This is a genomic window from Vagococcus teuberi, from assembly GCF_001870205.1.
GTDB lineage: Bacteria > Bacillota > Bacilli > Lactobacillales > Vagococcaceae > Vagococcus > Vagococcus teuberi.
Genome location: NZ_CP017267.1, coordinates 282,006 through 295,809 on the forward strand (window position 1 = coordinate 282,006; position 13,804 = coordinate 295,809).

At 33.7% G+C, this 13,804-nt stretch carries 14 protein-coding genes and 1 riboswitch; of the genes, 11 read left to right on the forward strand and 3 right to left on the reverse strand.

Annotation, left to right across the window (positions count from 1 at the left end; all coding sequences use genetic code 11):
* Positions 1-13 precede the first annotated feature (13 nt).
* The 5 genes from iolD (at position 14) to BHY08_RS01345 (ending at position 5,863) form a co-directional block, all read left to right on the forward strand.
* Complete coding sequence (gene iolD, locus BHY08_RS01325; protein WP_071456154.1) at positions 14-1,927, forward strand: 3D-(3,5/4)-trihydroxycyclohexane-1,2-dione acylhydrolase (decyclizing); 1,914 nt, start codon at positions 14-16, stop codon at positions 1,925-1,927.
* Between the two features lie 90 nt (positions 1,928-2,017).
* Complete coding sequence (gene iolE, locus BHY08_RS01330) at positions 2,018-2,905, forward strand: myo-inosose-2 dehydratase (protein ID WP_071456155.1); 888 nt, start codon at positions 2,018-2,020, stop codon at positions 2,903-2,905.
* A gap of 15 nt (positions 2,906-2,920) precedes the next feature.
* Complete coding sequence (locus BHY08_RS01335) at positions 2,921-4,516, forward strand: solute:sodium symporter family transporter (RefSeq protein WP_084657144.1); 1,596 nt, start codon at positions 2,921-2,923, stop codon at positions 4,514-4,516.
* A 21-nt stretch (positions 4,517-4,537) separates the two neighbouring features.
* On the forward strand, positions 4,538-5,542 hold the full coding sequence (iolG, locus tag BHY08_RS01340) for an inositol 2-dehydrogenase (protein ID WP_071456156.1): 1,005 nt from the start codon (positions 4,538-4,540) through the stop codon (positions 5,540-5,542).
* A 12-nt stretch (positions 5,543-5,554) separates the two neighbouring features.
* Positions 5,555-5,863, forward strand: coding sequence for a PTS sugar transporter subunit IIB (locus BHY08_RS01345; RefSeq protein ID WP_071456157.1), 309 nt, complete (start codon positions 5,555-5,557; stop codon positions 5,861-5,863).
* Positions 5,864-5,953: 90 nt separating this feature from the next.
* On the opposite strand, the gene BHY08_RS11095 is transcribed toward BHY08_RS01345, so the two are convergent.
* Positions 5,954-7,354: a DUF3329 domain-containing protein gene (locus tag BHY08_RS11095; protein ID WP_071456158.1), complete on the reverse strand. Its 1,401-nt coding sequence runs from the start codon at positions 7,352-7,354 to the stop codon at positions 5,954-5,956.
* 283 nt (positions 7,355-7,637) lie between these two features.
* Between BHY08_RS11095 and BHY08_RS01355 the strand changes: the two genes are divergently transcribed.
* Genes BHY08_RS01355 through BHY08_RS01365 form a run of 3 tightly spaced genes read left to right on the forward strand, consistent with a single transcriptional unit; the run spans position 7,638 to position 9,415 of the window.
* Positions 7,638-8,297 carry a CPBP family intramembrane glutamic endopeptidase gene (locus BHY08_RS01355; protein ID WP_071456159.1) on the forward strand — a complete coding sequence of 220 codons (660 nt, stop codon included), beginning with the start codon at positions 7,638-7,640 and terminating at the stop codon, positions 8,295-8,297.
* A 13-nt stretch (positions 8,298-8,310) separates the two neighbouring features.
* Complete coding sequence (locus BHY08_RS01360; protein WP_071456160.1) at positions 8,311-8,727, forward strand: cytidine deaminase family protein; 417 nt, start codon at positions 8,311-8,313, stop codon at positions 8,725-8,727.
* A gap of 31 nt (positions 8,728-8,758) precedes the next feature.
* Positions 8,759-9,415, forward strand: coding sequence for a 5'-methylthioadenosine/adenosylhomocysteine nucleosidase (locus tag BHY08_RS01365; RefSeq protein WP_084657145.1), 657 nt, complete (start codon positions 8,759-8,761; stop codon positions 9,413-9,415).
* A 32-nt stretch (positions 9,416-9,447) separates the two neighbouring features.
* On the opposite strand, the gene BHY08_RS01370 is transcribed toward BHY08_RS01365, so the two are convergent.
* Complete coding sequence (locus tag BHY08_RS01370; RefSeq protein ID WP_071456161.1) at positions 9,448-10,686, reverse strand: MFS transporter; 1,239 nt, start codon at positions 10,684-10,686, stop codon at positions 9,448-9,450.
* 90 nt (positions 10,687-10,776) lie between these two features.
* Between BHY08_RS01370 and BHY08_RS01375 the strand changes: the two genes are divergently transcribed.
* The 3 genes from BHY08_RS01375 (at position 10,777) to BHY08_RS11300 (ending at position 12,788) form a co-directional block, all read left to right on the forward strand.
* Positions 10,777-11,679, forward strand: a complete 903-nt coding sequence (locus tag BHY08_RS01375) for an Rgg family transcriptional regulator (RefSeq protein WP_071456162.1) — start codon at positions 10,777-10,779, stop codon at positions 11,677-11,679.
* Between the two features lie 82 nt (positions 11,680-11,761).
* Positions 11,762-11,863: riboswitch (TPP riboswitch) on the forward strand.
* A gap of 62 nt (positions 11,864-11,925) precedes the next feature.
* Positions 11,926-12,486 (forward strand): energy-coupled thiamine transporter ThiT, encoded by a 561-nt coding sequence (gene thiT / locus BHY08_RS01380; protein ID WP_071456163.1) that lies wholly within the window; start codon positions 11,926-11,928, stop codon positions 12,484-12,486.
* A 173-nt stretch (positions 12,487-12,659) separates the two neighbouring features.
* Positions 12,660-12,788 carry a hypothetical protein gene (locus BHY08_RS11300; protein WP_255415115.1) on the forward strand — a complete coding sequence of 43 codons (129 nt, stop codon included), beginning with the start codon at positions 12,660-12,662 and terminating at the stop codon, positions 12,786-12,788.
* A 43-nt stretch (positions 12,789-12,831) separates the two neighbouring features.
* Here the strand turns inward: BHY08_RS11300 and nrdF are convergent, their stop codons facing one another.
* The gene (nrdF, locus tag BHY08_RS01385) at positions 12,832-13,803 is read right to left on the reverse strand and encodes a class 1b ribonucleoside-diphosphate reductase subunit beta (RefSeq protein WP_071456164.1); all 972 of its coding nucleotides are present in this window, start codon (positions 13,801-13,803) and stop codon (positions 12,832-12,834) included.
* Position 13,804 lies beyond the last annotated feature (1 nt).

Consider the following 13,804-nt stretch of genomic DNA (forward strand, 5'->3'; position numbering starts at 1 on the left):
AGGAAGTAAGCTAATGAGAGAAACAATTCGATTAACAACAGCACAAGCATTAGTTAAGTTTTTAAATCAACAATATATCTATGTTGATGGTGTAGAAACACCTTTTGTTGAAGGAGTATTTAATATTTTTGGACATGGTAATGTCTTAGGTTTAGGTCATGCTTTAGAGGAAAATCCAGGGCATTTAAACGTAATGCAAGGTAAAAATGAACAAGGGATGGCGCATGCTGCGATTGCTTATGCCAAACAAATGAAACGACAAAAAATTTATGCTGTAACAGCCTCAGCTGGGCCAGGATCAGCAAACATGATTACAGCAGCAGCGACAGCACATGCTAATAATATTCCTGTTTTATTTTTACCAGCAGATACCTTTGCAACACGTCAACCAGATCCAGTGTTGCAACAACTAGAGCATGAATCTAGTATTTCACTAACAACAAACGATGCATTTAAAGCGGTATCACGATATTGGGATCGTGTGACGCGTCCCGAACAGTTGATGTCAGCGTTAATTCGAGCGTTTGAAGTGATGACAAACCCTGCAACAGCAGGACCAGCAACGATTTGTTTACCGCAAGATACTGAAGGGGAAGCATTTGATTTTGATGCATCATTTTTTAAAAAACGTGTTCACTATTTAGATCGTACAAGTCCTGTTGAAAGAGCCTTGAATGATGCACTAGATAGAATAAAAGAAAGCAAACGTCCAGTGATGATTGTGGGTGGTGGTGCGAGATATTCTGGTGCTGGTGAGATAATCCAACAGATTGCAACGCAACATAATATCCCATTAGTTGAAACGCATGCAGGTAAGTCAACTATTCCAAATAGTTTTGCTTATAACTTAGGTGGTACAGGTATCTTAGGAACATCAGCTGCCAATAAAGCGATTGAGTCTACTGATTTAGTGATAGGAATTGGAACTCGTTATACCGATTTTACTACGTCATCAAAGACAGCATTTAATTATGATAAAACACGTTTTATTAATATCAATGTGAGTCGAGTACAAGCCTATAAATTTGATGCCTTACAAGTAGTGGGTGACGCGAAGGCTAGCTTAGAATGGTTTAGTCAACATTTGGATGACTATAAAGCCAGTTATGGTCATGAGTTAGAAGAATGGCAAAAAGAATGGCAAGAAGAACGCCAACGTTTACATAATATTGTCTTTAATAGAGAAACATTTAAAGCAGAAATTGCGGATCATTTTTCACAAGAAATCATGAATGATTATGCTGATGTGTTGCAAACAGAATTTACCCAAACCAATGCGTTAATCACACTAAATGATACAGTAGCAGATGACAGTGTTGTCGTTGCTTCAGCGGGTTCTTTACCAGGAGATGTGCAACGATTATGGGAAACAGATACAGTCAATACATATCATTTAGAGTATGGTTACTCATGTATGGGGTATGAAGTAGCAGGAGCGTTAGGAGCAAAATTGGCTAATCCAAATCAAGAAGTGTATGCCGTATTAGGCGATGGTAGTTTCTTGATGTTACATACAGAGTTAGTAACAGCCCTACAGTACAAACAAAAAATTAATATTTGTTTGTTTGATAACGCTGGATATGGCTGTATTAATAATTTACAAATGTCTAATGGTGGTGGAAGTTTTAATTGTGAATTACGTGATGCTGATAATCAAATTATGGCAATTGATTATGCAATGGTTGCAAAAGGATATGGAGCAAAAGTGTATCGTGTTAACACACGTGAGGAACTTGTTGCCGCATTAGAAGATGCAAAAAAACAAACAGTGTCAACATTGATTGACATTAAAGTATTGCCAAAAACCATGACTGATGGATATGGTGGTTGGTGGAATGTTGGAGTATCAGAAGTATCAGATAATCCTAATGTGACACAAGCATGGAAACAAAGAGAACAGAAGTTAGAAAAAGCGTGGAAGTATTAAGGTTTGGGAATATAGCTAGCTAAATAAAGGTGTTAGCTATATTTCTTTTAAAAACAAAGAAAGCGCTCTTTTTTGAGCTAGGAGGATACTATGACAATTATTAAGTTAGGGATTGCACCAATCGCTTGGACAAATGATGATATGCCGGAATTAGGTAAGGAAAATACGTTTGAACAATGTATCAGTGAAATGGCATTAGCAGGGTACACAGGAACAGAAATTGGAAACAAATATCCGAAAAATCCAGAAGAATTAAAAAGTTACTTAGAACCACGTGGGTTATCAGTAGCTAGTGCATGGTTTAGTGCTTTTTTAACAACCAAACCATTTGAAGAAACAGAAGAGGCTTTTATGTTACATCGTGACTTTTTACATGCGATGGGAGCAAAAGTCATCGTTGTGTCAGAACAAGGACATAGTGTACAAGGTCAAATGGAGACACCTGTTTTTGATAAAAAACCTGAATTTACAGAAGATGAATGGGAAAAATTAACAAGTGGGTTAGATAAATTAGGCGAGTTGGCAAATGAAAAAGACATGTCTATTGTTTACCACCACCATATGGGGACAGGTGTCCAAACAACTGATGAAATCAATCGTTTGATGGCTGAGACAGATCCTAAAAAAGTGTCACTATTATATGATACTGGTCACTTAGTTTTCTCTGGTGAAGATCCGATTGAAGTGTATCAAACACACAAAGACCGTATTAAACATATTCACTTTAAAGATATCCGTAAAGAAAAAATGGAAGAAGTCAAAACAAACACATTTAGTTTCTTAAAAGGCGTTAAAGAAGGCGTGTTCACTGTTCCAGGAGATGGCATGATTGATTTTACACCAATTTGGGAAGAGATTGAAAAAGATGGTTATGAAGGATGGATTGTCGTAGAAGCAGAACAAGATCCAGCAAAAGCTAATCCATTTATTTATGCAAAAAATGCTCGTGAATACATCAAATCAGTTACGAAACTGTAATAAAGGGAGACGGTCATGAATCTATTTTCTATTTTAAGTTTTGTTGTCATTATTAGTTGTGTGTGGTTATTTGCTTATAAACGCTCACGTGGCGTCAATGTTGATGGGGCAGAAGGATTCTTTATGGGTGGTCGAAGTTTGACTGCCCTACCGATTGCTGGTTCGATTATTATGACGAATTTATCAACAGAGCAAATTGTGGGCCAAAATGGACAAAGTTATGTCGCAGGAATGGAAGTTATGGCATGGGAAGTCACATCAGCCATCGCAATCGTTATGTTAGCGTCCGTTTTCTTACCAAAGTATTTAAAATATGGGATTAATACCGTATCTGATTTTATTGAAATACGTTATGATACACAAATTAAGAGAATTATTTCAGCATTATTTATTATTACTTACATCACATCTTTTTTACCCGTGGTATTATATTCAGGATCATTAGTATTTAATAAGATTTTTCGGATTGATGAACTGTTGGGTATTCGTCCTATTACGTCAATCATTGTCGTTTCACTAGCTATTGGTGTCATTGGAATTTTGTACCTACTTATTGGGGGATTACGTCTAAGTGCTTACAGCGATACAGTGTATGGCTTTGGTTTATTAGCTTGTGGTCTACTGATTCCGACAATTGGCGTTACAATGCTTGGTGATGGTAGTTTCATTGCAGGAATTGATCACATTGTGGATAACACACCTTGGTTACTAAATTCTGTTGGTTCAATTGATTCAGCGATTGTTCCTTGGCCAACACTATTAACAGGTATGATGTTTAATAATTTATATTTCTGGTGTACCAATCAGATGATTGTCCAAAAAGCGTTAGCTGGAAAAAACTTAGCTGAAGCGCAAAAAGGCGTATTTATTGTTGGGTTCTTTAAAGTATTTGGTGCATTATTTTTAGTATTTCCAGGAATTGTAGCGAGAAATATTTTTGGTGATGCATTAATGGGGATGCCTGATGAGGCGTACCCAACACTTGTGACACATGTTTTACCAGAGATGATTTATGGCGTGTTTGCAGCAGTTATTTTTGGGGCGATTTTATCGTCATTCTCAGGAGCGTTAAACGCGACCTCAACATTATTATCGCTTGATTTTTATAAGCCTGTTTTCAATAAACAAGCAACCGATCATGATATCACGCGTTTTGGTAAACGGATTACCGTTGCGATCGGGTTGTTATCTATCTTTATCTCACCATTGATTTCATTTGCACCAGCAGGGTTGTATCAATTCGTGCAAGAATTCAATGGATTGTATAATATGCCATTATTGGTAATTATTCTATTAGCATTTTACTCTAAAAAAGCAACAGCCTTTGCAGCAAAAGTAACGATTTACTTACATATTATCTTGTATGCGTTATCAAAAGTTGTGTTAAAAGATGTGCATTTTCTATATGTGTTAAGTGTGCTATTTTTCTTAGATATGCTTGTTATGTTTGTGGTTTCAAAACTGAAACCAGATGGTGATTTTGAATTGAAAGTCTTTAATACAAAAGTAGATATCACACCTTGGAAACATACAAAATTAGTGAGTGTGATTACCGTTTTAGTAGTTATTTTAACATATTTAATGTTTTCTCCAGTGGGGATTGCTAGATAAAAAAATTAGGGGATGAATGATATGACAAAAGAATTAGTTGTAGGCGTAATTGGCGGCGGACGTATTGGAAAACTTCACACGAAAAACTTAGTACAAATGCCAGGTGTTAAAGTAAAAGCGGTCGCGGATATTTTTGCAGATAACATGCCAACATTTGAAGCAGAATATGGTGTACCATTAGTATCGGATTTTGATGCCATCTTTAATGATGATGAGATTGATGTGGTATTTATTTGTACACCAACGGACACACATGTTGAATTAATCAAAAAAGCAGCGGCAGCGAAAAAACATATCTTCTGTGAAAAACCAATTAGTTTTTCTGATGAAGAAACAGTTGAAACCTATCATATTGTGAAAGAAGCAGGGGTGAAATTCCAACTAGGTGTTAACCGTCGTTTCGACCGTAATTTTGCACAAGTAAAAAAACATGTTCAAGATGGATCAATTGGAGATATCCAATTATTACGTATTGATTCACGTGATCCAGAAGCACCACCTTTATCTTATGTTAAGTCGTCAGGCGGTCTATTTTTTGATATGATGATACATGACTTTGATATGGCCCGTTTTATCACAGGTAGTGAAGTAAAAGAAGTTTATGCTACAGGGGATGCATTGGTTAATCCTGAACTTGAAGGAATCGATGTTGACACAGCAATTGTGACATTAACCTTTGAAAATGGTTGTTTAGGTGTGATTAGTAACAGTCGTCAAGCAGTGTATGGTTATGACCAACGTTTAGAAGCATTTGGTTCAAAAGGTGCGTCTCAAGCAGAAAATGAACGAGTAAATCAAGTTGTGTTATCAGATGAGTCCGGTGTTCATAGCCAAAAACCACTTCACTTCTTCTTAGAGCGTTACAATGATGCATACATTAAAGAAGTGGAAGAATTTTTAACAGCTATTAAAGATGACACAGACACTGTTGTGACATATGAAGATGGTATCATGGCACAACGTTTAGCATTTGCTGCAAATGAATCATTGAAAACTGGTCAGCCTGTTAAAGTTAAAAAAATATAAAAGGTGAATGACATGGAAAAAAGTATTTTATTTGTCTGTGAGTCAGGTATTAGTGCCTCATTATTTGTTTCAAAAATGTTAGAAAGTTTAAGAGATCATGGTTTGAATTATGATGTTGATTATGCACCAGTTCAACGTGTGGAAACAAAATTGTCACAACAACATTATGATGTGATTTTACTTGCACCACAAATTAAACGTTATGAAAAAGAATTAAGAAGTTTACTTGAAGAAAAATCACATGAATCATATGTGAGCGGGATTCAAGATGATGAGTTTGTGACGATGAATATTGAGCGGATATTAGAGCGAATTAGATAGAAACTTATACACTAAATAAAAACTAGTTATTTCAAATCATAGAAAGGTTTGGCGTAACTAGTTTTTTCATATTAACGGTTTATTCGTTTCTTACTTATTTGGTTGTGGAATGCCGGTAATTGATTTCACATTATAGTACTGAGCCATCCATTTATTGAACCAAGCTTCCCTATCCTGTGTCACATTGGCAGTCCCTTTATAGGCATTATAATTAGTTTTAGGATAAGTAATCATAGGCAAAGTGACATCCTCATCTGGACTTGCATTTTTTAGTAAAGCAACTTGTTCCATTACTTGAGAATATGTTGTACGATTGTCTTGTATGGCATTATAGTAATGATAGGCTGAAAAAAGTAATAACCCAACAGTTAAAATAAATTGGGATTTTTTTAATTTAAGCAAACGATTGAGTAAATATGTGGTAACTATTACGAGATAAACAGATGCCCCAAATAATACACGTAAGGGTTGTTCAGAAACAAGAATCAGACTATAAATACAAGCAAAATGCCCTATAAGTAAAAGAATGATGAAGTAGATATCTTTTGCATTTATAGCTTTCAGTAATGATAAAATAAGTATCAGAACAAGAATTAATAGATAGAAAAAATAAAAATGAATCATGCTATTGGTGAAAATGTTAGTTAGATTTCGTGATAAGACTTCTATTGATAAATCAATATGGCCACGTTTTTGTGATCCAGCTGAGGACATCATGGAGATAAAGCCTAAAACGGAGAATAAAATACCTGTAATCTGATAAATTTTTATTTTTTTATTGATGATAATATTTAATAAAAAGATGCATACGGCTACCAATATCGTAGCTGGACCAGAATTTTCATTTGTTACACCTGTCAAAAATCCTAAGAAGATAGACCCCAAAATCACAAAAAGATGATCGTCTAGATTTTTTAAATATAGCAATAAAAAACCAGTGTAAAAGAGTGAGGTCCAAAGATAGTTTCCTGCCCCAGATACCCACAGCACTGTTTGACCAAAACTTGGAATCATTAACCAAAGTAACATCGCTATTTGCGCTAAAAGCATGCCTGGTTTCTTAATACTTGACCTAGTTTCTATAATTGCATAGATTAAATACATCAATAGGATAAATGCGAATGTGTTAAATATATTAAAAATAATTTTGTCATATTGAAGAAAAAATTGAACGATACTATGGGCTAAATATCGTCCATTCCACAAATGGTAATGATTGATTTGTGAAGTAACGATGGAGCCTATCCCATCTATTTTCTCAATATCAGTTGTTGGCATATGTCCTTTATAGACATAATGGTAAGTATAATCATCAGATGTATAGTATGTTAATTGATTTAATGTAAAAATTGTGATAAAAGTGATGATTAAAACGAGCCATTTTATGTATGTGTTTTCCTTTTTGCTGTTTAAACAGCTGTTGTTTTTTTTTGAATGTTTTCTTCTTGTCATAATCGTATAATCTTTTGTGTTTATTAATGTTGTTAACATGAACAATTCAACCCTGCTTTATTATATATGGACTTCAATTAAAAATCTACAAAATAAAAAGAAAGCACCTAAAAACAGTGCTTTCTTTTTCATATTTATCAAAATGACAGTTAATCTTTTTTTCCAATATGTTTAAAACTAATATCAACGAATACATTGGCTATAAAATCTGTGATGACAGTTATCCATTCCATAATGTATCACTCCTTATAGTTTTCTGTTATTATACTACATAATAGATTAATTTAGGTAAATAAAGGTCTATAAATGAAAGGAGACGACGATGTCACAGAAAAAATCATTTAATCAATTAATTATTTACATTATTCTTTTCTTTTTCATATGGAATGTGTATGAGTTTGTGGTAAAACCACCAATTATGATGAATTTTCCATCAATTATAGGTACATTGATTCAATCAGTTATTAAAATAGGAGTATGGACGGTTCCAAGTTTCCTATTAATTAAAAAGAATGAAGGCATCGCGATACACTACCCTGCTTTATTTCAGCAAAAAACGAAGTGGAGTAGATGGTTGATTGTTGCTTTAGCAATAGTTGTCTACCTACTCATGATTTCTTATATACAATATGGCAATATAGCCATAAGAGCTAGTTTCCGACCTATTTCTTTAATCAATGCTGTTTTATTTGTCGGTATAACAGAAGAGTTGGTTTTTAGAGGTTGGATACTTAATTCGTTACTGACAAAAGTTTCAAAGTGGAATGCGGTGATCCTGTCATCTATTTTATTTGTTTTTATTCATTTTCCAACATGGATATATACAGGAACGTTGAATGGTATTATTTCTTCTGGTGGATTTATTCAGGTGTTTATTCTTGGCATTTTATTTAGTTGGTCGTTTATGAAAAGTAAAAATATTTTTGTGCCAATGTTATTACATATGACATGGAATCTTATTAATACTATGTTTTATGGGTAGAAAGAGGGTTATTATGGTAGATATTTGGGAAGAATTGTATTTACGAGCGAAAGAGTATTATCACCCTACAGAAGTAAATAGTTTTATCTATACGAATCATGTGGTATGTGCGTTAGAAAGTAAGAGTGGACAGATTTTTACAGGGTACTGTATTGAAGGAACAGGTGGCACAATCAATTTGTGTGCCGAAAGAATGACTTTAATTAATATGTATCAAGCAAGTGGAGAAACTCAAGTTAAAAGAATTATTGCTTTTAGAGATACTCCTCCAACAAATCATGGAGGTATGCCTTGTGGTATTTGCCGTGAAACATTGATGCAGTTTTCTCCTAAAAACAAAGAAACTCAAATTATGGTTGATTATGAATCAAGAGAGATTGTCATGTTAGAAGAATTGTTACCAAAATGGTGGGGAGATATAAGAGGATAACAGCTAAAATAAAGATGGATGAGGTGCTTTTTTGAAAATAGGAATTATTTGTGCTATGCCAATAGAATTAGATTATTTACGTCATCATTTGAATTGTACACCTGTTGTATTAAAAAAACGGACGTTCTACTTAGCTGATTATGGGGAAAATGACTTGGTGCTATTTGCAAGTGGCGTAGGTAAAGTAAATGCCACTGTTTATACGCAATTATTAATTGATTATTTCGAGACCAATGTCATATTAAATATTGGAATAGCAGGAGGGTTGCATCCTTGTTTAAAACCATTAGATATTGTTTTAGGAGATCGATATAGTCATCATGATGTGGATAAAAATCAAATGGAACGATTATTTCCATATACGTCAGATTTTCAAGCAGACACACAGTTGTTGGCTAAATTTAAAGCACATCACCAAGAGGGCATGATAGGGTGTATAGTGTCTGGAGAATCATTTATTGCAGATGATAATGAAAAGGCACGTATTATTGAAACCTTTGACGCTGTTGCGGTAGATATGGAAACAAGTGCTATTGCTCATGTTTGTTTTATAAATGAGATACCCTTTTTATCTATTAGAGGTATATCTGATTTAGCGAATGATAAAGCAACAGAAAGTTATGATAATTACGAAAAATTAGTGAGCGATAGAGTCGGAAAGTTTTGTTTAGACGTATTGGAAAATTAGAATAAAAAAGCTAGCTTAGCCGTGAGTCTAAGTTAGCTTTTTTTAGTATTTAGTACACTCATAAACGAATAGAAATACAATAGTAGACAACTTATACATAGTGCTATCAATGAGACATTACTACTAAAAGCTGTGGCCAGGGTAGTAAAGATAAAAATAGTGATTGGAGGGAAAAACATGAGCAGTGTGCTGACTCCTCCAGCAATAGTTGCTAACTTATCAAGAGGAATTTCTTTCATCAGTTTAGCATTAAATTTTGGATTTAAAATACCAATGAGTAGTCCCAAAATAAATTGAAACCCTAATAATAAATAGATATTTTTAAGTAAAATACTGCAGACAAGTAAGGCCATGAAAAATAAAATAAGTTGAGTGAATTGTTCCAGCTCTAACCTTTTAAATAATTTTGTTCCAAATAAACTCCCAAGTATCACCCCAATAGATGTTAAACCTTGAATAAGAGAAAAGGTAAATGAAAAACTATCAATAATGAGAGCAGAGTCTTTTGCTAAAATAATTGATAAAAGAGGTGAAATAGCAGAAGATAAGCCATTTAAGCCAGCAAAAACTAAAATTAATTTAAAAAATTGTTTATTCTTTGTTGTTTCTTTAATAGCGAATACCATTTGTTTCCAAATAGCAGATAGTGAGATGTTCTCATGTTTATCTAGATGATCTTTTTCTAAGGTATCTAGGCTTTTTTTCATTGATAAAACAATCAAAGCTGTCGCAAAAAAGGTCATACTATTAATGACAGCTAGCAATTGATAAGAAAACAGTCCTAATAAATAGGCACCAACAAATTGGGCAATAATCGCCACAATGTTACTAATTGCTCCATTTAAACCTTGAGCTTCTTCTAAATCATCTTGTTCCACAATTAATGGAACAAAGGGATAGAACAAACTGTTTGAAAATTCTCCAACATTGTCAGAAATAAAATTAATCAAACTAATGCCAACTAATAACATCATACTTTGTTGAAAACCGATTAAAAACCCAACTGATAGGTACAGCACACCACGTATTAATCCAGAGTAAAATATTTTTGTGGCTTTATTTTCGCTCATATCAGCCAAACTGCCTAGCGGGGAAGCAAAAATAAAGGGAATGCTTTCAGATAATGACACAATCGTGATGGCAAGAGATGAATTTGTAAATTGTGCTGCATATGTCATAAGAGCAATATAATACATTGAATCTCCAAGAGTTGATATAAAGTTGTTCAGAATAATCTTTTGATAGAGTGGGTATTTTTTGATAATAGACATAAGTGATTCCTCCTTTTTTTATAGTATAGAATGATTCGTTTTATGAACGAATAAATGGTAAAGTATAGTTGACCAAAAAGGAGGGATTTGATGGAGTCAGATTATGGAAAAGTAGTTCGTGACATACGACTAAACAAGGGATACTCACAAAAATACTTATATTCTGGGATTGTTTCTAAAACTTACGCTATAGATTTTGAAAAAGGACTGCATGATATGTCTGTGACAAAATTCATGGATGTATTAGCTAGGTTAGATATGGGGTATAAAGAGTTTAAGTTCATTGCTAATAATTATCAATCACCAGAAGAAATTACGAGTGATGTTTTAGTAGCGATTGCGGCAAATCGTGGAGACATTGAGACACTTAAAAAATTACAAACATATTATGATAAACCGAAAAGCGAACAGGATAAGATACTAAAAGCGAGACTGAACCTGTTAATTTATTCCTATGAGGAGTCACAGTACACACATACTGAACCGGCTGTTTATAAAAAAGAAGATGTTGAGATACTAAAAAATTACTTAGTATCTATAGATTCTTGGACAATTAGCGAAAGTAATTTTTTCTTAAACAATGGGCATTATTTTGATTATGATACCTACCGATTTTTGACGGAATCAGCCTTAAAACAATTGGAACGATATAATACATTTCAAGAAGCAATTAAGGTTAAAAGTTTTTTACTTTGTAATTTTTTAAGTACAGCTATAGAAAATCAAGACTGGAACAGTTTAAAAAAGTATCGTGAATCGTTTTTTGATGTTACAAAAGATACAGGTGAAGGATTTCAACAACGAACCCTTTGCGTGCTGACATATAGTTTATATGATTATGTTATGACAAAAGATCAGACATTTTTGTTAAATGCAAAAAAGATAGAAGAGATGTGTTACTTGCTAGGTAGTGACTATCATCGTTTAGCGCAAGGTATGACTGATACCATTGAATTTTGTGAGAATATCGTATCTAATCAATTAAATAACTAGTTGATTAGTAAGAAATGTCTCATTCATTTGACTCTTAAGCGGATACATGCCATACTTATAGATGAAAGAATTTAAATACATAACCGTCACAAAGGGGAGCTTCAAAGCTGAGAATGAGTGAAAACTCTAAACCCTCGAACCTGATATTGTTAATTCAAGCGTAGGAATTGTGTGAAGTGGTAGCAAGTAAGCACTGCTCTTTTGTTGATTGGTCAAGTATTAATCAATAATAGGAGGAGTTTTTTTATGTCGAAAAGGTCAAGAATTATTTTAGAGGGGACGATTGTAGCTGCGCTATCTATGGCATTATCGTTTATCCCGTTAAATATAGGAACAGGATTTTCTGTTTCTTTAGGTATGATTCCACTTACTCTCTTTGCATTACGCCGTGGAACTGTACCAGGAGTTTACGCTGGTCTTATTTGGGGATTATTGCACTTTTTAATGGGTCAAGTTTACTTCTTGACAGTATCACAAGTTATTATTGAATACATATTCGCTTTTGCAGCAGCAGGTTTTTCAGGTGTGTTTAGTAAAAAGCTACAAACAGCTTTAAAAACTAACCCATCAAGTGCATGGAAGTACGTTGTTTCAGGTACATTTTTTGGTACCTTGATACGCTATATTTTCCACTTTATTGCCGGATTTATTTTCTGGGGTAAATATGCCATTTGGGGATTATCACCAGTGACTTACTCATTAGTAGCAAACGGGATTAGTGGTTTCCTAACAGGGTTAGCAACAGTCATTGTGTTGTTACTCATATTAAACAAAAACAAAAGCTTATTTATGCCAAAAGATAACTAACTATGATAAAAAGATTCTTTTTAAAGGATATTTTTTTTGTTTAAAAAAGTGTTTTACTTAAACGAAATATTATAGAGGAAGCATTTTATGAGACGGATTCAGACCATTTCACTTAGTGTAAATAAGTAAAAAGGTGATGAAAATTATTCACCTAAGTGAAAGTAGGAAGTATAATGACAAAACAATTTAATAAACTTTTAGCGAGTCAACTATTCTCAAGTTTTGGAAGTACGATTTATATTGTGTCGGTTATTAGCACTGTTTTAAACTGTACTGTGTGTTTGGATAATGTGGCTCTATAATTTAAAAGACTGATGAATCAAATTTTGATTCATCAGTCTTTTTTTACATACCGATTAAATAATCATTGTCATCCATTGCCTCAACGGTACCAAGTAAGTAACCATTACCCACTTGTGAGAAGAAGTCATGGTTGCTTGTTCCTGTTGATAGACCATTCATGACGATTGGATTCACGTCACTTGCTGTATCTGGGAATAGTGGGTCCATACCTAAATTCATCAACGCTTTATTGGCATTATAACGTAGGAATGTTTTTACTTCTTCAGTCCAACCTAATTTGTCATACAACAATTCAGTGTACACTTCTTCATTTTCATAAAGAGTGAAGAGTAGGTCATACATCCATTCTTTCATTTTTTCTTGTTCATCTTGACGTAGTTCATTAAAACCTAATTGGAATTTATACCCAATGTAAGTACCATGAACTGACTCGTCACGAATGATCAATTTAATGATTTCAGCTACGTTTGCTAATTTATTGTTTCCTAAGTAGTATAAAGGTGCATAAAAACCAGAGTAGAATAGGAATGTTTCAGCATAAACGTTTGCTACTTTTTTTTGTAAAGGAGAGCCATTTAAATAAATTTCATTAATAATCTCAGCCTTTTTTTGTAGCTGAGCATTGGTATTTGTCCACTCAAAAATTTCTTCAATCTCAGCTTTAGTATTTAATGTACTGAAGATGGATGAGTAACTTTTTGCGTGAATCGATTCCATGAACTGAATATTATTTAAGACTGCTTCTTCATGAGGCGTACGGATATCTTTTCTTAAGGCTTCAATGGCACTTTCTGACTGAATCGTATCAAGTAGTGTTAAACCACCGAAAACTAAGCCAATATTTTCTTTTTGAGCGTCATTAAAATTACGCCAGTCATCTAAATCATTTGATAATGGAATACGTGTATCTAACCAAAATTGTTCAGTCAATTTTTCCCAAGTTGACTTATCAATAATGTCTTCAACAGCGTTCCAGTTAATTGCTTGGTAATAACTATTGTCTAACGCAGTCATT

Bases quoted from the DNA above. Each gene is read 5' to 3' on its own strand.
- iolD (WP_071456154.1), top strand. From the start codon at position 14: ATGAGAGAAACAATTCGATTAACAACAGCACAAGCATTAGTTAAGTTT.
- thiT (WP_071456163.1), top strand. From the start codon at position 11,926: ATGTCGAAAAGGTCAAGAATTATTTTAGAGGGGACGATTGTAGCTGCG.
- BHY08_RS01370 (WP_071456161.1), bottom strand. From the start codon at position 10,686: ATGTCTATTATCAAAAAATACCCACTCTATCAAAAGATTATTCTGAAC.
- BHY08_RS01345 (WP_071456157.1), top strand. From the start codon at position 5,555: ATGGAAAAAAGTATTTTATTTGTCTGTGAGTCAGGTATTAGTGCCTCA.
- iolG (WP_071456156.1), top strand. From the start codon at position 4,538: ATGACAAAAGAATTAGTTGTAGGCGTAATTGGCGGCGGACGTATTGGA.
- BHY08_RS11300 (WP_255415115.1), top strand. From the start codon at position 12,660: ATGACAAAACAATTTAATAAACTTTTAGCGAGTCAACTATTCTCAAGT.
- BHY08_RS11095 (WP_071456158.1), bottom strand. From the start codon at position 7,354: ATGTTAACAACATTAATAAACACAAAAGATTATACGATTATGACAAGA.
- nrdF (WP_071456164.1), bottom strand. From the start codon at position 13,803: ATGACTGCGTTAGACAATAGTTATTACCAAGCAATTAACTGGAACGCT.
- BHY08_RS01335 (WP_084657144.1), top strand. From the start codon at position 2,921: ATGAATCTATTTTCTATTTTAAGTTTTGTTGTCATTATTAGTTGTGTG.
- BHY08_RS01355 (WP_071456159.1), top strand. From the start codon at position 7,638: ATGTCACAGAAAAAATCATTTAATCAATTAATTATTTACATTATTCTT.
- BHY08_RS01375 (WP_071456162.1), top strand. From the start codon at position 10,777: ATGGAGTCAGATTATGGAAAAGTAGTTCGTGACATACGACTAAACAAG.
- BHY08_RS01360 (WP_071456160.1), top strand. From the start codon at position 8,311: ATGGTAGATATTTGGGAAGAATTGTATTTACGAGCGAAAGAGTATTAT.
- iolE (WP_071456155.1), top strand. From the start codon at position 2,018: ATGACAATTATTAAGTTAGGGATTGCACCAATCGCTTGGACAAATGAT.